The 19095-nt window shown below is 42.5% G+C and carries 22 protein-coding genes; all 22 read right to left on the bottom strand.

What is annotated here, in order from left to right; translation table 11 throughout:
- Positions 1-21 precede the first annotated feature (21 nt).
- The gene (locus KP77_RS13400; protein ID WP_041123235.1) at positions 22-363 is read right to left on the bottom strand and encodes a flagellar protein FliT; all 342 of its coding nucleotides are present in this window, start codon (positions 361-363) and stop codon (positions 22-24) included.
- A complete protein-coding gene (gene fliS, locus KP77_RS13405; RefSeq protein WP_041123236.1) occupies positions 363-764 on the bottom strand; it encodes a flagellar export chaperone FliS in 402 nt (133 codons plus the stop codon). Before fliS (KP77_RS13405) ends, KP77_RS13400 begins: the two co-directional genes overlap by 1 nt.
- Positions 765-782: 18 nt before the next feature.
- Positions 783-2807 (bottom strand): flagellar filament capping protein FliD, encoded by a 2025-nt coding sequence (gene fliD / locus KP77_RS13410; protein WP_041123237.1) that lies wholly within the window; start codon positions 2805-2807, stop codon positions 783-785.
- A 13-nt stretch (positions 2808-2820) separates the two neighbouring features.
- Positions 2821-3180: a flagellar protein FlaG gene (gene flaG / locus KP77_RS13415; protein ID WP_052474222.1), complete on the bottom strand. Its 360-nt coding sequence runs from the start codon at positions 3178-3180 to the stop codon at positions 2821-2823.
- 120 nt (positions 3181-3300) lie between these two features.
- Entirely contained in the window at positions 3301-4158 is an 858-nt protein-coding gene (hag, locus tag KP77_RS13420; RefSeq protein WP_041123239.1) for a flagellin Hag, read from the bottom strand.
- Between the two features lie 176 nt (positions 4159-4334).
- Positions 4335-4550 (bottom strand): carbon storage regulator CsrA, encoded by a 216-nt coding sequence (gene csrA, locus KP77_RS13425; protein ID WP_041123240.1) that lies wholly within the window; start codon positions 4548-4550, stop codon positions 4335-4337.
- A 4-nt stretch (positions 4551-4554) separates the two neighbouring features.
- A complete protein-coding gene (gene fliW, locus KP77_RS13430; RefSeq protein WP_041123241.1) occupies positions 4555-4986 on the bottom strand; it encodes a flagellar assembly protein FliW in 432 nt (143 codons plus the stop codon).
- 19 nt (positions 4987-5005) lie between these two features.
- Positions 5006-5569, bottom strand: coding sequence for a DUF6470 family protein (locus tag KP77_RS13435; RefSeq protein WP_041123242.1), 564 nt, complete (start codon positions 5567-5569; stop codon positions 5006-5008).
- Between the two features lie 16 nt (positions 5570-5585).
- Positions 5586-6464, bottom strand: a complete 879-nt coding sequence (gene flgL / locus KP77_RS13440) for a flagellar hook-associated protein FlgL (protein WP_041123243.1) — start codon at positions 6462-6464, stop codon at positions 5586-5588.
- Positions 6465-6476: 12 nt separating this feature from the next.
- On the bottom strand, positions 6477-8135 hold the full coding sequence (flgK, locus tag KP77_RS13445; protein WP_041123244.1) for a flagellar hook-associated protein FlgK: 1659 nt from the start codon (positions 8133-8135) through the stop codon (positions 6477-6479).
- A gap of 19 nt (positions 8136-8154) precedes the next feature.
- On the bottom strand, positions 8155-8565 hold the full coding sequence (locus KP77_RS13450) for a flagellar protein FlgN (RefSeq protein WP_041123245.1): 411 nt from the start codon (positions 8563-8565) through the stop codon (positions 8155-8157).
- Between the two features lie 100 nt (positions 8566-8665).
- A complete protein-coding gene (locus tag KP77_RS13455) occupies positions 8666-9106 on the bottom strand; it encodes a YaaR family protein (protein ID WP_041123246.1) in 441 nt (146 codons plus the stop codon).
- An 84-nt stretch (positions 9107-9190) separates the two neighbouring features.
- Entirely contained in the window at positions 9191-10093 is a 903-nt protein-coding gene (hag, locus tag KP77_RS13460; RefSeq protein ID WP_041123247.1) for a flagellin Hag, read from the bottom strand.
- 3 nt (positions 10094-10096) lie between these two features.
- Positions 10097-10549 carry a flagellar export chaperone FliS gene (gene fliS / locus KP77_RS13465; RefSeq protein ID WP_041123248.1) on the bottom strand — a complete coding sequence of 151 codons (453 nt, stop codon included), beginning with the start codon at positions 10547-10549 and terminating at the stop codon, positions 10097-10099.
- Between the two features lie 135 nt (positions 10550-10684).
- On the bottom strand, positions 10685-10978 hold the full coding sequence (locus KP77_RS13470; protein WP_041123249.1) for an EscU/YscU/HrcU family type III secretion system export apparatus switch protein: 294 nt from the start codon (positions 10976-10978) through the stop codon (positions 10685-10687).
- On the bottom strand, positions 10975-13203 hold the full coding sequence (locus tag KP77_RS13475; protein WP_041123250.1) for a hypothetical protein: 2229 nt from the start codon (positions 13201-13203) through the stop codon (positions 10975-10977). Before KP77_RS13475 ends, KP77_RS13470 begins: the two co-directional genes overlap by 4 nt.
- Positions 13204-13260: 57 nt before the next feature.
- A complete protein-coding gene (gene flgM, locus KP77_RS13480) occupies positions 13261-13527 on the bottom strand; it encodes a flagellar biosynthesis anti-sigma factor FlgM (RefSeq protein ID WP_041123251.1) in 267 nt (88 codons plus the stop codon).
- 117 nt (positions 13528-13644) lie between these two features.
- Positions 13645-14058, bottom strand: coding sequence for a TIGR03826 family flagellar region protein (locus KP77_RS13485; RefSeq protein WP_041123252.1), 414 nt, complete (start codon positions 14056-14058; stop codon positions 13645-13647).
- Between the two features lie 117 nt (positions 14059-14175).
- Positions 14176-14850, bottom strand: a complete 675-nt coding sequence (locus KP77_RS13490; protein WP_041123253.1) for a ComF family protein — start codon at positions 14848-14850, stop codon at positions 14176-14178.
- On the bottom strand, positions 14847-16151 hold the full coding sequence (locus KP77_RS13495) for a DEAD/DEAH box helicase (RefSeq protein WP_041123254.1): 1305 nt from the start codon (positions 16149-16151) through the stop codon (positions 14847-14849). Before KP77_RS13495 ends, KP77_RS13490 begins: the two co-directional genes overlap by 4 nt.
- Positions 16152-16220: 69 nt before the next feature.
- The gene (locus tag KP77_RS13500; protein ID WP_041123255.1) at positions 16221-17063 is read right to left on the bottom strand and encodes a DegV family protein; all 843 of its coding nucleotides are present in this window, start codon (positions 17061-17063) and stop codon (positions 16221-16223) included.
- Positions 17064-17662: 599 nt separating this feature from the next.
- Positions 17663-18676 carry a nuclease-related domain-containing protein gene (locus KP77_RS13505; protein WP_041123256.1) on the bottom strand — a complete coding sequence of 338 codons (1014 nt, stop codon included), beginning with the start codon at positions 18674-18676 and terminating at the stop codon, positions 17663-17665.
- Positions 18677-19095 lie beyond the last annotated feature (419 nt).

Consider the following 19095-nt stretch of genomic DNA (forward strand, 5'->3'; position numbering starts at 1 on the left):
AGGGATCATCCTCAGACTCATTTAATTTCTCTTATCATAAAATACACCGTCTGTTGATTCTGAATCAGCGTAAGGATTATTATACTTTGCAGCTGATTTTTTCTTATGACCTGTCTGTTTGATATCTTTTTGAATATCAAGTTTAAGAGATTGCAGAGCCGGATCGATTTTTTGATTCCATTTCATAATTTCTTCAGCCAGCTTTTTCTCACCTTGCGTTTCCGGCTTTTTTACATCAGTCAAAATCTGCTGTCTTTTCTCAAGCAGACTTTCTATCTGCTGAATTTTATCATCGCGTTCCTGATCAGACTGCACGACTGTATAAAGTGCTTTAGTCAATTCATAGCAAATTTCAAGACTCATTAAACCGTTCCGCCTGCTCCAACCTGTTGCAGTTTGCGGTTTTCCTGAATGACCTGCTTCCATACATCACGGAATTCAGTGACGAAGACTGCTACTTCATCGAGAATTTCAGTGCTGCCTTTCACATTCGCTTCCATCAGGCGGTTGATTAAAAAGTCGTATAGTGCGAGCATATTTTTTGCAACTTCCTGTTCTGTTTTTAAGGTAACAGAAAGCTCCCGTAAAATCGCCTGTGCTTTTTGGATATTGATATTTTTCTGCTCAATATTATTCTGCTCAATTGCCAGCTGTCCAAGTTTAATAAACTTCAGACAACCGCTATAAAGCATTAGTGTCAGTTCGCCTGGTGAAGCTGTATTCACCGAGTTATTTGCATATGCCTGCTGTGGATTTTTTACCATGCTGCCACTCCTCTATATTTACATTCCTGAACTAAATTGCTGCATCAGGTAGGCTGATTGATTGTTCGCCTGCTGAATAGCTTTTTCCATGGCTGTGAACTGTTTCCAATAACGGTTTTCCACTTGGATCATTCGATCTTCAAATATCCTTATTCGTTTGTCTACATCATTCAAATTTCGTCCTATAGAAAATTGTAAATTTGTAGTATATTGGCTTCCTGCTTTTTGACGAAGCTTATCCATGGTTGTGTTTATTGTATCTGTCAGTCGGTGTAGAATACCCTGCGCCCCATCTTCCGTTGCATCAGAACCGCTTCTAAAAAGATTTTCCACTGCTTCGGGATCATTACTTAAAGCTTCCTTTAGCTTTGCTTCATCAATCTCAAGCTTTCCACCTTCACGAAAGTTTGCAGTAGTAGTAATTCCAATAGTTGATAGCTGATTTAACACAGGGTTGGTCTGCTCATTGAAAACCGGGGAATAAAATTCCATTCTCATTGAAGAAAGCGCACCGGTTAAAATTGGATCTCTTCTTAATAGACCACTTCTCGCCTTTTCTTCCCACTGCTCCTGTTGTTTATCGCTTAGTCCTTCACGCTCTTCGTCAGAAAGCGGGTTATAGTCGCGATATCTTTCTTCTGAAGCCTTTTCATTCACTGCTGCTATTAAGGTATTATACTTTTCAACAAAATCTTTTATCTTGTCAAACACCTTATCATTATCATTGTTTATATTCATTGATACAGCTTGACCGGTCGTAAACTCACTTTTTAAAGTAAACGTTACACCATTCATTGAAAACGCGTTCGTCGATCTTTCAGTTTCAAGTCCATTTACTGTAAATTTTGCATTTTCAGCAGCAACCTTTAACTCACCATTTACACCAAGTTGAAGAATTTCCGTCGAAAAATCATTTTCATATGAGATATTCGCGGCACCACCATTGAAATCTCCAGTTTCAGTTCTTATTACTGAAATTTTATTTGTAAATGAATCCATAAACATTGAAACACCAAGACTGCTTGTATTCACTTGATTAAATACCTGGTTCAATGTTTGGGATGAGTCAAAAAGAAAGCTTTCTCTTACATCTCCTTTACTCGTATAAGAAGTCATTGCCATACTCGAATAATTCTGCTGGAATGTTGCCTTCACATTAGTTTCAGCACTGACGGCTGTATTCAGCTTTACTTCACCAGTATCAAGGTTAATACTGCCTACAGATGTACCACCATCCATCAGCGATACATTCGTTCTATCTGACAGATCTGCATTTAATTGATAGTTACTTGTTCCAACCTGCAGATTAAATTCAATCTCATTAATCATTTTACGACCAATATTAAAGGTTGTAGCACCTGATGCAAGCTTCAGATCAAGATTATGCTCATTTGCAATATAATCTACTTTTATATTATCATTCTCATTTAACGTTTTGCTGAAAGTCAGTTCACCAGTAGTTGAAATATGGACCTGATTCTCACCTGCAGTTAGATTGGCAGGATCATTAATGATGTCAAATACTTCGCCATTTACTTTGACCTTCATTTTGTTTAGTTCAGCAGTTTTAATTTCATTTCCATTTAACGAAAGCTGCAGTTTATCTGTGTTGTTCCCTTTTAAAGTCTGACTATCAACGGCACCTGATGACCAGGTAATACCCGTTGCAGTCTGCTCACCCATCACTTTCGTTGGATCAAGGTTATTCACAGCACCTGATACCCATGTTTCAGCCTTCGCCAATTGATCGACTCTGCTAATGGAGTACGACCCTTGCTGAGCAGCTGAAGAAGCCGTTGCAGTCACTAACGCTTCATTCGAAGAACTAACACTTCTCGCCCGAAAAGAAGTTGACAGCTTCATCTGCGTCAATGTAGTTCTGAAATCCATCATCAATGTATTAATCGTTCTGTAATCATCACGTTGCCACTCAAGCCGCTGCTTATCCTGCTGCAACTTCTGCAATGGCATACGCTCAGCTTGCATCAAATTCTTAACAATCGAATCAATATCCATTCCACTTGCCAATCCGCCAATACGCATCTCACTTCACTCCTTATACTTTGTGATCCATCAGGATTCCAAGATACTCAGTCATTGCAGCATAGGAATCGAGCAGTTTCTTAGAAGGGATCTCCTTTATCACTTCTTTTGTAATCTCATCTACAACTGTCACGTAATACTCCCCAAGGTCCTCATGAAACTCAAATTTCAAATGTGAGTTCGTCGGTTTCAAAAAATCATTCATACCCTGAACAGCCTTTAAAATCTCAGCCTGACTTAAAGGCTCTTCACGATGAATTTTAGGCTGTATCGAACTTGCTTCTGGTTCATGTGATCCGCGTTGTACCGATAAAGAACTGTACTTACTCTCCTGAATAGATGAACTGCTCGTTGCCTCTCCAATCCTGTTCATAGATTCCATCTCCTGTGTTTTTACTTTTTATATCGGTTAAAACCAGGATTAGTTAATGCATAATTGAAAAATGCATAAGAAAAGACTCCGGTAATATACCAGAGTCTTAAAAGGTGTTAATTAACGAAGTAACTGAAGTACTCCCTGTGGCTGCTGGTTAGCTTGTGCAAGCATAGCCTGAGCTGCCTGTGAAAGAATAGAGTTCTTAGTTTGATTCATCATTTCTTTAGCCATATCAACGTCACGGACACGAGATTCCGCAGCTGTAAGGTTTTCAGAAGATGTGTTTAAGTTGTTGATCGCATATTCTAAACGGTTTTGGTTTGCACCCAGTGTAGAACGTTGTTCAGAAACTGTTTTAATCGCATCATTAATTGTTGTAATGGCCGCTGTAGCAACCGCTGCAGTTGAAGAAATGTCAATTGCAGTTGCAGCTTCATCGTCTCCAGAAGCGATACTTAGACCTGTTCCACCAGTCATATCGCCAATAGTAAGCGTGATCTGCTGGTTTTCATTTGCACCCACTTGCAGAGCAAAACTTCCATCAGTATTAGGGCCACCAACACCAGTTAAAAGATCTTGTCCATTGAACTGAGTGTCTCTAGAAATACGGTTGATATCTTTCGCAAGTTGATCCGCTTCAGCCTGGATAGCCTCACGATCTTCAACAGTATTAGTATCGTTTGAAGCTTGTACTGATAGTTCTCTCATACGTTGAAGCATAGAATGAGTTTCATTTAAAGCACCTTCAGCAGTTTGAATTAAAGAAATTCCATCCTGTGCGTTACGAGAAGCTTGATCCAAACCTCTGATTTGTCCTCTCATTTTCTCAGAAATAGATAGACCAGCTGCATCGTCTCCAGCACGGTTAATACGAAGACCAGAAGCAAGTTTCTCCATTGATTTTGACTGAGCGCCAGACGCATCAGAAAGCATACGGTGTGTGTTAAGAGCTGTAATATTGTGATTAATAATCATGATAAATTTCCTCCCTGAGTTTAACCTGTTCACTTCCGTGTGAACGGTAAGTTTTATAGCAAGTCCTAAAGGTCGGCCGCCCTGTATTTCCTGCTTACATTAGTTATATCGGCTGTGGGTCGAATTGTTTAACTGTTTTTAAGTTTTTTTACAAAAAAAAACCGCTTTTCAGCGGATTAGTCTTTTGAGAATAGTTTTGTAAGATCTACTGTGTTATTGGCTGCTTCATTTTCTTCCTGGATAGCGAGGAAGATCTCTTTTCTATGTATATCAATGTGTTTTGGTGCGTTAATTCCCAGCTTGATCTGGTCTCCCTGCACTGACAGTACAGTGATTTCGATGTCATCCCCAACTCTTATTGCTTCACCTGTTTTTCTTGTTAACACTAACATCGAATCACTCCTTTACGGCAGCCGCTGAGACTGGCTGTTTTCTGGAGTAGTCGTTAAGAATAATCTGTTTAGCTTTATTATTAATCAGGTTAAAAACAAGCGGAGCCTGTAGATTGGCTGTTGATTCACTGAACGGATCTTTTACTGTCAAAATGACATAAACCATGGAATCTTCAGGTTTCTCAAGCTCAAGTGCATATGTCACTGCGTCATCAAGTTTGATCTCGTATTCTTTAAAAAATGAAAATGGATTACTGATGATGAAACCGAGTGAAAAATTGTTCACAGATTGAAGAACGAAAAAGATATCGTTATCTTCAAATGAAAGAACAGTAAACTGTTTTTCATCTTCAAAGCCTGGAATTCCTTTTTCAAAATGCCAGATATCTTTTTCATTTAGTTCGATTTCACCATGGTACTTTGTTTGAATCTTCATGGAACAAACAGCTCCTATTTTAAATTTCCTGATTCACGACGCTTAACCTGATTGAGTTCAGCTGCTGTATGTGAATTTTTACTTCCTGTGGTGTGTAGCTGTTTCGTGGTTTTTGAGCACGTGTATTGTTTTCAACTCTGCCTTTTGTGAATTGAATATCTGTCGTGCCGGGACGATAGTCCATTTTGACACTGAATGACGGCGGAACAAATCCAATGTTAAATGAGGGCGGTGGTCCTTCATAGTTTCTTTTTGCGATATTTTTGAGCGGATCGCCGCCGTTTTCTATACGCATGAGTTCATCACCTTCGGATGCAACGCGTTGCATTCCTTTCAAAACATCCTGGTTACCTTCTGCTGCCCACTCGCGTATGCGACGGGAGATCGGTTTGATATCCATGGAAGCCCACGCTTCGGTCTGGTCGATCGTGAGCCAGCCTTTAGTTGTTGTGATGCTCATTTCGGAAGGAATCTGCCTAAGATGCAGCTCTGCCTGCGGCTGTTCGATCTGCTGCAGACCCCTAGGAGATTCTATTCCGATTTTCGCATGTGTCTGGTCAATTTGTATTTGAGGAATTTTCATCGGTTATTCCTCCTTTTTATCTAAGGAAATCCATGAGTGATGGCTGGATGATACGAGAACCTACGCTTAATGCTGCACGGTGTACGCTTTCCTGCACTTTCATATCTGTGATAACTTTTTCAAAGTCAATGTCTTCGTTGTCAGACATTACACGCGTTGCAATTACTTCCTGTTCGCTTACACGTGATTCCATAAGCTCAATACGATTGTATCTGGCACCCAGTGAAGAACGTTCATTGGACAGGTTAGTCATATGCTTATCCATGTTAGTCAGATAGTTATTAATATCATCACCTGTCGTATCTTCATTTTCAAGTGTATCAAGAATCTGATCGATGTCATCAAACATTTCTTGAGAGAAAACAGATGTACCGTCAATATTTACTTGAATATGAACACCTTTTGAAAGTTCAATTTCTACTGCTTCGCTGTTCGAAGGGTATGTTCCTGTTTCAAGATCAAGCGGTTTATTGGTCGTGTCAGTCCCATTGAATAAATACTTGTCTCCGAACTTTGTATTGCCGATTTCTTCGATATGTTCTTTCAACTGTTCAATCTCAGCACGGGTTGCCTTGCGCTGTTCTGCATCGTACGTATCATTTGATGTTTGAACCAGTAATTCACGCAGTCGCTGCATAGCCTGGTTTGCTTTATCAAGAGAAGTATCTGCATTCTCTACCCAGTTATAAGCTTCTGAGAAGTTACGCTTATATTGCTCTACCTCTGTCAGGTTCCTTCTATAAAGAACACCCTTCATCGCAACAACAGGATCGTCAGATGGACGTGAAATCTTTTTTTGTGTTGCGATCTGTTCCTGCTGTTTACTCATTTTCTCATAACTCTGCGTAAGGTTACGCAGCATATTTCCTGCAAGCATTGATTGAGTTACGCGCATTTATTTCACTCCTTATCTGCCGACTAAGCCCATGCCGTTAATAATTTTATCAAGCATTTCATCGACCATTGTAATATTTCTCGCAGCAGCATTATATGCATGCTGGAACTGAATCATATTTGTCATTTCTTCATCAAGCGATACTGAGCTGACTGACATCCTTTTTTCATTAACAGACTGCTGAAGGATTTCACTGTTTCCTGCAAGACGGTTTGCCTGCAGGCCCTGAACACCCAATTTACCGATAACACCTTCGTAAAATGAGTTCATTGAAGCATTTCCAATTAACGAATAGTCAGTATCTGATCCCGGATCATTCGGATCAAAGGTTACTGTTCCGTCAAAGCCCTCAAGCTTTACTTCGTCACCGTTCATAAGCCAATTTTGTATGTTAGAAAGGTTTACTGCATTTTTGCCATCTCCGGCATTTACCTCATCATTCGCATTTTCGGTAGTAGAAGCTGCAATTTGTTTCGAAGAAATATCACCCATTGAAATTAATTTTGATGCATCTTTGTAATCATCTTCAAGATCACCAAAGAATTTTATATTTTTTTCACCTTCAAGGTTAATCCCTTTTTCATGTACAGCATTAAATGTCTGCGAGAAAGTGTATGCAAGACGATCAAGATTATCAAGCATTTCAGGATATGTTCCTTTTAATTGAGGGTCTCCGTTTGTGTCTTGATAGCTGTACCCATAAGATTCAATCAATCCTCTTAGTTTCCCCTGAGAAAAGAGCAGTTCACCGTTTTCATTTGCTATATCCATCTTCTTTGAAGGAATCTCTTTTCCAGCACTTGAAAATATACTAATCTGACCGACTTCATCAGGAGTCGTAGTTGAAAGGTTGCCACTACCATTTGAAAAGCCCAGCTGATAATAGTTATCTTTTGCTATAAGAATTTCTTCTTTCCCGTTTCCGCCAACGAGACTGATATTATAAAGACCTTCCGCTTCATCAGCAGGGTCACCTTCTGATTTAGTTGTAGTAACTTTTATATCAATATAGCCTGCCAGTTCATCTACAAGGTTATCTCTTCGGTCGTACAAATCATTTGGAATATTACCATGCGGTTCTACATCACCAATTTGACTGTTTACACTCGCAATTTGTTCAAGCAGAGAATTCACACTGTCCAGTGAGACACTGATTTCATTTCCAATATTATCGTTGATCTGATTCAGTGAATCATTCAGATAATGGAATGTATCCACAACCGATTGACCGCGCTCAAGGACAACATTCCGCGCGCCATCGTTCTCAGGATACACAGATAAATCTTGCAGCGACTGCCAGAATTCACCCATTACGGCTCCTAAACCATTTGTTGTTGGTTCATTAATAATGTTTTCCATCTCACTGATTGCACTTGACTTGGCGTCCCAGAAGCCCAGTTTATTCGTTTCCTGACGGTACTGAATATCCAGAAATGAATCACGGACACGCTGAATTGAATTGGCTTCAACCCCTGTTCCCATTTGCCCAGGAATTTGTGGTCGGTTCATTGCTGCCGGAGCAAATGGAGTCGTCGTTCCAAAATTCACCCGCTGTCTTGTAAAGCCAGGTGTATTTGCGTTAGCAATATTATGACCGGTAGTATGAAGTGCGCTTTGCTGAGTAAACAGAGCACGCTTTGCTGTTTCAAGTCCCATAAATGTAGAACGCATCGTATTTCCTCCCTAGTGATTACGCCTGTGAATCAAACATCGATCGCCCAGGCTGATCATTTTCTTCATTATCTTTTGAGTAATTCATCGAATCAGGCTGGGGCATCATCAAATCAAGATTCAGTGACACAAGCTGCATTGATTGTGTTAATAGATCCTGATTCAATTCGTTCACTTCTTTCAGCTTAAGAATGACATGAAGCAACTCAGCTTTTTCCTCCTGAATATCTCCATTTGGATCAAGCTGTCCTCTTTTACTTTCGAGTGAACTGATCGCCCGAATATGTTTCTGCTCATCTTTAATCAATTGATTTAACTGCTCTATATTGTTTACTTTTATAATCTCAGTCTTCTGCTTTGCCAGTTCAAGCAGACTTTTATGCAAAGTGATCTGCTGTTGAAGTAAAGCCTTTAAAGAATGTTCGGGCATTGGAATCCCTCTTTTTTATAATGTTGTTTTTTAGTATAGAAGCGGGCCTAACCCGATTCTACCTTCTTAATATCGGTCTAATTCTTAAAATATAAAGGGATTAAGAGTAGACATTAATGATCAGACCCTGAATTTCCCCAATTGTACCCAGAATATCTAGACCTTTCTTTTCTTTATCAAGGACCTGATTAGTCAGGTCAATTAGTTTTGAGTCAATTTCTTTTACAATTTTATAAACTTTCGTACGCCCTCTTCTGTTGAATCCGCGCTGGTCTTCAAGTTGAAGACCATTGTTGACTGCTTCTTCCATGAACTTTTTAACGAGACCTTTATATTTACGAAGGTCTTCTACAGTTCTTGAGTCTGAGAGTTTCTTACCCTGATCTTCTATTTCAGCGCTCATTGCTGTCAATTTATCAATTAAAGTAGTTCCACGTTTTTTAGACATGACATCCTGAAAAGAAACAGATTCTTTCGCAACCTGTTCTTTCTTTTGTGCTTTATTTGTATCAGCTGTTCTGCCTACACGTTGTACATCCATATAGTATCCCTCCACTGTGAAGAGTCGAGTCTTCGCTTTAAAAAATGGAGGAGCAGATTATCTACTCCTCCATTGATTGTAACATTATTGAAGCAGCTGCAGGATGCCCTGCGGAAGCTGGTTCGCCTGCGCAAGCATTGCCTGTCCTGCCTGGTTCAGAATATTGTTTCTTGTGAACTGTGACATTTCTTTTGCCATGTCTAGGTCACGGATACGTGATTCGGCTGCTGTAAGGTTTTCGTTTGCTGATTGAAGGTTGGTCACTGTGTGCTCAAGACGATTTTGGAAGGCTCCGAGTTTGCTTCGTTCAGCAGAAACCAATTGAATAGCCTTATCGAATTTGTCAATTGCTGCTCTTGCATCAGTTGCAGTCATTACACTAATACCTTTTTCTGCATCAGAACCTACCACAGTAGATGTATCATCATCATAATCAGTTGTTGCTCCTTCATCCATACCAATCCCTAACTTCGCTGCATCCATAGGCTCAACTGAAATACTAAATGTTTCAGATTCATTTGCCCCTATTTGGAAATTTAATACTAATGGGGTATCCGTGTCGGTATCTAATTCCCCATCTAAAAGGGTTTTTTGGTTAAATTGAGTAGTGTTAGAAATTCGGTCTATTTCCTTTGTTAATTGATTAATTTCATCTTGAATTGCCTGTCTATCACTTTCTTCAAGTGTATCATTGGCTGCTTGTACTGAAACTTCTCTCATTCTCTGTAAAATTTCATGTGTTGAAGATAGTGCTCCCTCAGCAGTTTGAATAAGAGAAATAGCATCTAAAGAATTACGCTCAGCCATCTCCAACCCGCGAATCTGTGATCTCATTTTCTCAGAAATCGCAAGTCCGGCAGCATCATCCGCTGCACGGTTAATGCGTAGACCTGATGATAGCTTTTCAAGGCTTTTCGACGTGTCGTTCATTGTCTGGTTTAAGTTTCTGTATGCATTTAACGCCTGAATGTTGTGGTTAATTCTCATGATTTATTTCCCCGCTTCCATTTTGTTTAATGAGTGGTCTTTCTCTTCTACCATGACGTGCTGTTCGTATGGATTTGCTTTAGACGGTCGTGGCTTTGTCGTCTGATTGGCTTTTGTAGCCTGATTCCAGGAGTCGCTGATTTCTTTCAGAAGTGTCAGCACTTCCTCAGCCTTCCCGGTATCTTTCTTCAGATTCGCCATTACAATCTCATCAGCTATAAAGTTATAAACAGCATCTAACTGATCAGCGATAATTCCGCTTTCGTAATTCAGCCCCGCACCAAGACGGTGAAGAATATCGTTTACTCTCTGGTATGACTGGTTAGCTTTTATATAATTCTGTTCTTTCGTATCCTGAATCGCTTTTTCGAGCTTCGTAATTGCTGCTTCATATAAGAGAGAAGTCAGCTCCTGAGGTGATTTCTGATATAAAAGTTCTTTTGATAAAAAGTTCATCGTTTCCCCTCCTGCTACTCTATTTATCGGGGAAAATGGAAAATGATTAATAGGTAATTCTTCATTTATATAAAAAAGTCCGGACGTGTATGTTCCACGTCCGGACTTTTGAAGACCAGGGACTGTCCCCTGTCTTCAGTACTGCTTCTCCATCTCCTCAATCAGCAGTAAAATCTCGGCAATCACTGCATACAGCTGTGGAGGAATTGTATCTCCAAGGTCAATATCGAGCAGGTCAGCGAGCAGGCTGTTGTCTTCTTCAAGGTGAATATCGTGCTGTTTGGCAAGCTCCAATATTTTTTCTGCAAGTGCGCCGCTCCCCTGGGCCACGATATGCGGGGAGTCGTCTTTTTCGTCGTAGCGGATGACTGCAGCTGTCGGTCCGTTGAGTTTCCGCTTTGCGGCCGGATTAAAATAATGTGGTCTCATACTGAAAAATCATATCCCTTCTCAGTCATGATCGGCACTGCTTTTTCCTGAATGTCAGCTTCTTCCGGCTGATCTTCATTTGTCAGACGGTCGAACTGCAGCTGCTGCACTTGATAGCCGATCTGTTCAAGGCGGTCTTTTGCCAGGTCAGTGATCGGTGCCATTTTTGCTTCAAAACCTTCCTGATCGTTTTTCATTTTAATAGAAAGATTACGCTCAGACACATTCAGTGACACGCCGATTTCACCCATTTTTTTCGTATCAAATAGGAAGTACAGATTACAGTTTTCCCAGTCGATTTTTTGACTGCTGTTTTTTGACTGCATATAGACTTTAAAATTCTCCACTTTTTCCTGCAGGATAAACGGCAGTGTCATCACCATGCTCTGCAGACCATTCGTATCGGTTTTACTGAGCAGCTGCTGACCGGTCAGCTGGTTCATCGACTGATCCGCTTTTCCTTCCTGACTCATTTTCAAAAGCATAGCTTTTAATGTTGAAGTCAGCTGTTCATTACCTGACCCGCGAAGCAGTGAATGCGCCTGCTCATTTTCAAATGTCATACCCAGTGCACGGACATGTTCATACGCATGGCGCGCTGACGGTTCATTATGAAGCATCTGCATCGACTGCTGGAGCTGCATCGCCGTTGAGCGCTGCTGGGATGCCGGCTCAAGCTGCATGATTTCTTTTGAGACGAAGTGCTGTACTTTTACATCAGACGGCTTGAATTCAATTTTCTCCATCATCGATTTGACTTCAGATGTGATCCTAGCAGCCTGCGCGACTTCTCCACGTGCCAGAAGCTTTGACGCTTCTGCCAGCTGTCCGCTTGCTTTCAGCAGGTTTTTCTCAGTCTGCATGTTTGTATGAAGCATAAAGTCACCTTTTAAAATGGCCTGATCGAGCATTTTAATTGTGGCTTCAAGAAGCGGTTTTGTCTGCTGAACAGCAGTCTGCTTTGTTTGATTTGCGGCATACTCAATCTGACTCAGGTTGCGGCTGATGTCTTTTTGTATATTTTTAAAATCAAGTGCGGCCTGAGATAGACGCTCACTGATTCTTGTCACAATGACGTCCCGTGACTGCATTGGAATTTGAGAAATCAGCTCATCAGACAATTGATACTGCTCGGATGCAGCTTTTAAAGGATAGGCGGCAGAAGCCTGCTGAATTCCCTGCATCATTTCCTGGCGCGCCTGCAGCTCCTGTCCATTTTGGACAAACTGTTCTGCACGTACAGCTGAATGCTGCAGTGCCTGTTTTGTCTGCGGATCAAAGTCAGCCTGTTCGCTTAACTTTGCAAATGATTCAACCACTGCTTTTACATCCGGTGATTTGCGGATCGCTGTTTTCACTTCTTCAACCATCAGCGCTTTCGACTGATCGATTGGCTGACTTTCAATCACAGGTTTAACGAGTGAATCAAGCTTTAATGCATTGTCTAGAAATTTCGCTGCCTGCTGATTGTTAACAAGTAAGGCTGAAAAGTTCTTCTGCAACTGTGCTGCAAGTTCCTTTACATTGCCGCCTGCATCAAGCTGTTTGAGCAGCGACTGAACCTGCTCCGGTGCTGCTTTCATCAGGAGCTGAAGTGCCTGTGTCAGCTGCTGCCTCGCTGCACTCTCAATTTGACCTGCGCTGTGCTGGCGTCCGGCAGTGATGTCAACGCCCGTACTTTTTAGCAGTTCAGAAACTGCTTCACTGATTGGAGGTCCGTGCAAAGCGGAATGGATCGCAGTCAATTTATTAGCTGTGATCGTCAGGTTTTTCGATACAGCCGCCTGGATCGTTTCTAATTTCTGGGCGGACGGAGCATCAGTTTTGGATAGAAAATTCCTAAGTGACTGCATAACTTCTTTGTTAACAGGCATACCCTTTTCCATTAAATGATTGACCGCCGCTTTAAGTTCAGGCGTTAAAGGCTTACCATCATTCAGTTTCACAAGGTCCATCTGTGGCTGCTGGGACTGCTGGGGATTTTGCTGCACCTGACGGACGACTGGCATGCCGTCTTTCGCGCCTGTCACTTCAAGGGATACACGCCCATTAGCCGGCAGGTTACCTTCAGTTTTCACTTTTACTTCCTGCCCCCTGATCTGAAGCGTTGCCTCACCGTCACCTTTACTTTTTACATTGGCTGAAAATAAATCTCCCTGCTTAAGTGCTACTTCTTTCTGACCACCTGACTGACTGCTTAATGCCGGATCCATTTTAATTTGCACGATTCATACACCCCCATTTATACATAAAAAATTGCCCATCAAATGAGCAATTTTTCATCAGTTCTGTCTGAAGAATTTCAACAGGTTCTCAGCTGTCTGTGCAGCATCCGGTTTATAAGTTCCGTTCTCAACCGATGCCTTCAGCTGATCAATTTTCTCCTGCCGGCCTTCCTGGATTTTATTTAAGCTTTGCATTTCCTTTGCTTCTGATGAAATCTCAACCTTATCAGCCTTCTTCTGCTTTTGAAGCTCCGCCTGCTCTACTTTTGCTTCCTGGCGTTTGTAAGGATTAATTGGATTTTGATGAAAAGGATTAATTTTCAAAGCTCTCACCTGCTTTCTATATATGCGATATTGTTTTGTTACCCATTATATCGGCAGGTTGAACAAAAATTAAAGACGCAGGGGAAATTTAGAATAAAAGTCCCACGCGTCTTTATGTTATTTATCACGACTTGATAAGTATGTTTTCTTGTTACTGTTAGCTACTGCTTCTCGAAATTCAATATTTGCTTCATGTTTATCTAGATCATTTCTAATATTATCTGTACAAGACTTACAAATCTTCCCCTGAATAATCAGCGTGCCACAATTATCACACGGATAACCAAGCCCCGGAAACTGTGCAGGATGCAGTCTGCGCTTACGAACCCACTTGTGAAGCAGTCCCGCTGACGCTCCGGTTACTTCCGTAATTCTATCAATCGATGCCGCTCTATTCTCACGCTGTCTCAAAAAACGGTACACTACCTCAAACAAATCCTCTTCTTCTTTATGACACTTCGGGCATACATCACGTAAGCCGTTGTAGTTAAAGATTGCATTACACTTAGGACAATTTTTTAATTCTGCCATGTTTATGTCCTCCTCAGCTTTTTTATATAATTATAAAACGAATGAGTCATAAATGGAAGATAATATGTAGGTCTTTTTATTTATTATATGAAACTTTGTCACCACTTTGACTTGAATTCATCTCCCAATCGTTACGGATCTCACTTCCCCCGCGCCGGTTTTTTTGAGCACGCTGGCAGCCCTTCTGATTGTCGTGCCTGTTGTGTAGAGATCATCAATGAGTAAAATATTTTCTCCATTCATCGCTTTCCCAGATTGAAATGGATTTTCTCCCGAGTGCCTGGCAGCTTTCTGCTTTTTCGCCTGAGAGGTTTCAGTATCTACTCTCTTTAACAAATTCTCATATGAAACTCCCGCGCACTCCAACAACGCTTCTGTCTGGTTAAAGCCTCTTTCCTTTAACCGCAGAGAACTGACCGGCATAGGAACAATAATGAATTTTTTATAAAGCTTTACGTGTTCAATTAACTCTTTCCTGAAGCATCCCGCCAGCGCATAATCTCCATTATATTTAAAACGTTTAATCAGCTCTTTCAGCGAGTCATTATATTCATAGATTGAATGATTCGCCGTCAGCACATCTGAATAGTCCGAATGCTTTGACCACATGTCACAGTCACTGCAAACGCCTTCTGACTTCATGGAACGCGAACAGATTTTACAGCGTGCTCCTTCAATTTTAATAAGCGTACTGCGGCAACCCGCACAAAACGGATCCTCCACCCTTTTAAAAATCAAATCACTCCAGCCGATTTCTTCAAATATATGAGTGTGACAATACAGGCACCTCATTTCAAATACCCCAACCGCTGCGCTTCTTTATTCATCAGCACAATATGCCGCTGTGCTTTCACGATCGCGTCAGTCAGTCCCGTGTGGAATAATGTTACGTCGCCATGAGGTTTTGCCGGATCGCGTCCAACTCGGCCAGCGATCTGGACAAGCGCAGCTTCCGTAAATACAGGGTCCCCAGCGCCAACAACCGCTACCTCCACACCTGAAAATGTTACGCCCCGCTCTAAAATCGTTGTCGTCAGCATAACCTGATGCCTGCCCGCGCGGAACGCCTGCACCTTCTCCCCGCGATCCGGATCAGCCGAGTGAACTGCCGGCACACCAAGCAAATCTGAATAAATCTCCATCGATTCGATATCAGGCATAAAGATAAGCGCCTTCGGGTGTATGGCGAGCCATTTTAAAAGGACCGGATCAACTTTCTTTTTGAGCAATAATTTACGCCAATTGCCAAGCCATTTCGCTTTCGGAACAGGTAAAGGATGACCGTGAAACCGTGCAGGGATTTTAACAATCTGATCCGTTTTGATTTTGCGGGAGGGTGTGGCGCTGAGGTAAATGAGTGTGGAAATCTTTTTGCGGGCGTGCTGAGCGGCTTTTTGGAGGGCGGTGTCCGCAGCATATGGGAACGCATCAACTTCATCAATGATCATGACGTCAAATGCTTCCCTGAATCTGATGAGCTGGTGAGTGGTCGCGATGGTGATATGGGCATACGGCAGACGGTCTTCACTGCCACCGTATAGGGATTCGATTTCAGAGGTTGGAAAAGCGCGGGTGAGTCGTGGGGCGAGTTCCTGTACAACGTCGCGCCGTGGTGTAGCAATACATATGCGTAATGATTGTTGAAGTGCTTTTTCAACTGCAGGAAACAGTATTTCAGTCTTGCCGGCACCGCAAACTGCGTGGATGAGGATGGATTGTTTGGAATCGATGGACTGAATGAGCGCTGCGGAGGCTCTTTGCTGTGGAGGTGACAGACTGCCTTCCCATTGGAGAACGGGCGCTGCCGGCGGTTCTTGTTGAAATGGTGTACCGTTCCATAACACGATCTGCTCACACTCAGAGGCTTTACCCATCTGAATGCAGTTGCGGCAATATGTACATGGTTTGCCACATTTACCGCATGGGTGAGTGGCAAACAGGTAGCGTTTCGTGTTGCTGCATCTATTGCATTTAAATTTTTCTACCGCAGGGGTTAGAGTGACTTCGCGTTGAAATTGTTCGAGTTGGAATAAGTTGAGGACTTCAGATAGGAGAAACTGTTTTCCGGAGAGAAATGCTTGAGGTGTGGTCATTACGTCGGCTCCTTTTATGTGGTTTTTGGGCAGAGAGCGCCCGGGTGCTGACCCGGGTCAATCTCGCCTCTACTTTTTCATCCACCCAAGGCCCATCGATCCTTCACCGAGGTGCGTGCCGATTACTGGTCCGAAGTGGCTGATGCGGAATGTAACGTTTGGCAGTTCGCTGCTGATCTCATTTTTCCACGCAACAGCTTCTTCTTCGCGGTTGGCATGGATGATCACAGCTTGAACTTCTTCGTATTTCTGTGCATCTTCTTTTAAAAGATCAACAATCCGCTTCATCGCTTTTTTACGGGTACGGATTTTTTCAAACGGTTCAATCTGTGTGTCTACAAAGTGTAAGAGAGGCTTCACCTGCAGGAGGCTTCCGATAATCGCCTGGGCGTTTGACAGTCTGCCCCCGCGCTGGAGGTGACTCAGGTTATCTACCATAAAGTACGCACGCGTTGTTTCCTTCAGCTCGTTTAGACGCGTCATGATTGCCTCGGCACCGGCACCATTTTTAGCCATAGCCGCCGCTTCAATGACAAACATCCCCTGGACCATGCATGCGATCTCAGAATCAAATGCGTACACTTTTACATTATCTACCATCTCACCTGCCTGAACCGCGCCTGCGTATGTACCGCTGATCCCGCTTGATAAATGAATCGTGACTACCTCATCGTATTCCTCACCGAGCTCTTCAAATAACGTCGCAAACGTTCCTACTGCTGGCTGTGACGTTTTAGGCAGGTCATTACCTTTTCGGACCTCCCCGTAAAATTCATCCGTCGTTAGATCAACCTCTTCCTCATACGTCTTGCCGTTCATGATGACACAAAGCGGCACCATGCGAATATCATACATCTCACGCAGCTCCACCGGCACATAAGCCGTACTGTCAGTAACCACTGCCGTTCTCATTGAATCATCCTATCTATTTTACATTTCCAACTGAATGGATCTTTATATATGACACTTGTCATGTTCTATTTTAGCCTACTGGGTGGGATTGTGCATCTTATTTGGGGATGTTTTTTTGGTGGAGAGCGAGGCACGCGGCTGCGGCCGGGAGCGGGAGCACTGCAATTAATTCCCGTCTCACTGTAATCGCAAGCTGTCTCACTACGACCAACCCGGGCGTGTCCTGCACTCGCGAGGCCAATCACTGCAACCACCAGCGAAAACACTGCAACCAAGCCCACGAGCAGCGAAGCCGCCCTGTATGCACTTAAGAAACAAGCTTTTAGTTACTTAAATGCATGAAGAGGGTTTGGTGCTGCAACGGGGGCTGGGCTGACTGCAATCAATTCCTGTCTCACTACGACCAACCTGGGCGTGCCCTGCACTCAGGGAGCAAAACACTGCAACCACCAACGAAAACACTACAACCAGGCCCGAGAGCAGCGAAGCCGCCTTTCATGCCCTTGAGTAATAAGCCCTTAGTTTCTTAAAGGCATGAAGAGGGTGTAGGGCTGCAACCGGCGTGGCGCCCACTGCAACCACAACCGAAAACACTGCAATCAACCACCACGACTCTTACTTGCCTTAACCTTCTCCATATCCATCACAGACACTTCATGCACCGGACTCAGAAATACCTTCTGACTTCCCACCATCTCGTACTTAAATCCTAGTTTAACAAGATAATGCATAGCACTTCTCGTATTAGCAAAATGAAGAAATTTCGTAATGTCCTTCGTTGTAGCTGTCGGACCATGGATCAGAAAATATTCTATTATATTTTGATATAGCATATTATCAATTCTTTTATCACAGGCTTTACATCGCCAGCCGTTTCTGACTGCGAGAGCAATTTTACAACAACGATAGCACATGACCCCATTAATCAGATCAGAATGTATAACACCTGTTTTTGTCACATGATCTTTCCAGAACGGAAGCGTATTTCTTTTGAGGAGTTCCTGACAAAATATTTTCATTTGAGTGGTTGAAAGGTGGGGACTTGCGCTATCTTTCATTTTTCTGTAATGCTGGGTGAATTGCTCAACACGGTGGATTTTTTCGTAAATTTCCTGCTCTGAATCTTTTACAGTAAATTCAACATTGTTGTTTGTATAAATAACCAGATCGTGTACAGGCACTTTTAAATTCAATTTTTTCAATATGTGAGAAATACACTCCACATGTCTCGATACTTGAAACAAAGGACACGTAAAATAAGAGGTTTGTCCATTAGACATTCTCGTCAGGACACCCCCTTTCTTATTGAAATAGAGGTTTCCAACCATATTTTTGATTTCTGTGATCAGTATGAATTGTGGAGTAACAATGATAGAGTCAATCTGGAAGGTTTCTTTGAAGAGGGTTAATGTAAGGTTTTTCAGCTGTGCGCTTTGAGGGGTCAATATTTTGGAAGCAACTGAATCGAAATAGAGCTCTCCATGCAGCCCGGCTTCCTCGATTGATAACTGCTCTAAGACCCTGACATAACCCGGGTGGTGCTTGGGAATCCGTTGAACTAAAGCCTGCAGCGTCTGCTGTTTAATGGACGGTGTTCGTGTGTTCGTATTCAAAACTTCACTCCTTTCTGAAATTAGAATCATTATAAGTGATTTGCGTTGTGAATACTAGATATTTTTGGGAAATATAATACTGAGCTAATGCAGCCGTTGTAGCACTTACTGCAATCATTTTATGTCTCCCTGCAACCGCGGGCCGTCTCACTACGACCAACCCGGGCGTGTCCAGCACTCGCGGAGCCAAACACTGTAACCATCAAAGAAAACACTGCAACGAGGCCCGCGCACAGCGAAGCCGCCTTTCATGCTTTTAAGACACAATCCTTTAGTTTCTTAAAGGCATCAAGAGGGTGTGGTACTGCAGCCATGAGCCGCACCTACTGCAGTCAATTCCCATCTCACTGCAACCACGAGCTATCTCACTACGATCATCCCGGGTGTGCCCTGCACTCGCGATCCCAAACACTACAACC

This window comes from Jeotgalibacillus alimentarius (assembly GCF_000829445.1).
GTDB classification, from domain to species: Bacteria; Bacillota; Bacilli; order Bacillales; family Jeotgalibacillaceae; genus Jeotgalibacillus; species Jeotgalibacillus alimentarius.

Bases quoted from the DNA above. Each gene is read 5' to 3' on its own strand.
- KP77_RS13400 (WP_041123235.1), bottom strand. From the start codon at position 363: ATGAGTCTTGAAATTTGCTATGAATTGACTAAAGCACTTTATACAGTC.
- fliS (WP_041123236.1), bottom strand. From the start codon at position 764: ATGGTAAAAAATCCACAGCAGGCATATGCAAATAACTCGGTGAATACA.
- fliD (WP_041123237.1), bottom strand. From the start codon at position 2,807: ATGCGTATTGGCGGATTGGCAAGTGGAATGGATATTGATTCGATTGTT.
- flaG (WP_052474222.1), bottom strand. From the start codon at position 3,180: ATGAACAGGATTGGAGAGGCAACGAGCAGTTCATCTATTCAGGAGAGT.
- hag (WP_041123239.1), bottom strand. From the start codon at position 4,158: ATGATTATTAATCACAATATTACAGCTCTTAACACACACCGTATGCTT.
- csrA (WP_041123240.1), bottom strand. From the start codon at position 4,550: ATGTTAGTGTTAACAAGAAAAACAGGTGAAGCAATAAGAGTTGGGGAT.
- fliW (WP_041123241.1), bottom strand. From the start codon at position 4,986: ATGAAGATTCAAACAAAGTACCATGGTGAAATCGAACTAAATGAAAAA.
- KP77_RS13435 (WP_041123242.1), bottom strand. From the start codon at position 5,569: ATGAAAATTCCTCAAATACAAATTGACCAGACACATGCGAAAATCGGA.
- flgL (WP_041123243.1), bottom strand. From the start codon at position 6,464: ATGCGCGTAACTCAATCAATGCTTGCAGGAAATATGCTGCGTAACCTT.
- flgK (WP_041123244.1), bottom strand. From the start codon at position 8,135: ATGCGTTCTACATTTATGGGACTTGAAACAGCAAAGCGTGCTCTGTTT.
- KP77_RS13450 (WP_041123245.1), bottom strand. From the start codon at position 8,565: ATGCCCGAACATTCTTTAAAGGCTTTACTTCAACAGCAGATCACTTTG.
- KP77_RS13455 (WP_041123246.1), bottom strand. From the start codon at position 9,106: ATGGATGTACAACGTGTAGGCAGAACAGCTGATACAAATAAAGCACAA.
- hag (WP_041123247.1), bottom strand. From the start codon at position 10,093: ATGAGAATTAACCACAACATTCAGGCGTTAAATGCATACAGAAACTTA.
- fliS (WP_041123248.1), bottom strand. From the start codon at position 10,549: ATGAACTTTTTATCAAAAGAACTTTTATATCAGAAATCACCTCAGGAG.
- KP77_RS13470 (WP_041123249.1), bottom strand. From the start codon at position 10,978: ATGAGACCACATTATTTTAATCCGGCCGCAAAGCGGAAACTCAACGGA.
- KP77_RS13485 (WP_041123252.1), bottom strand. From the start codon at position 14,058: ATGGCAGAATTAAAAAATTGTCCTAAGTGTAATGCAATCTTTAACTAC.
- KP77_RS13490 (WP_041123253.1), bottom strand. From the start codon at position 14,850: ATGAGGTGCCTGTATTGTCACACTCATATATTTGAAGAAATCGGCTGG.
- KP77_RS13495 (WP_041123254.1), bottom strand. From the start codon at position 16,151: ATGACCACACCTCAAGCATTTCTCTCCGGAAAACAGTTTCTCCTATCT.
- KP77_RS13500 (WP_041123255.1), bottom strand. From the start codon at position 17,063: ATGAGAACGGCAGTGGTTACTGACAGTACGGCTTATGTGCCGGTGGAG.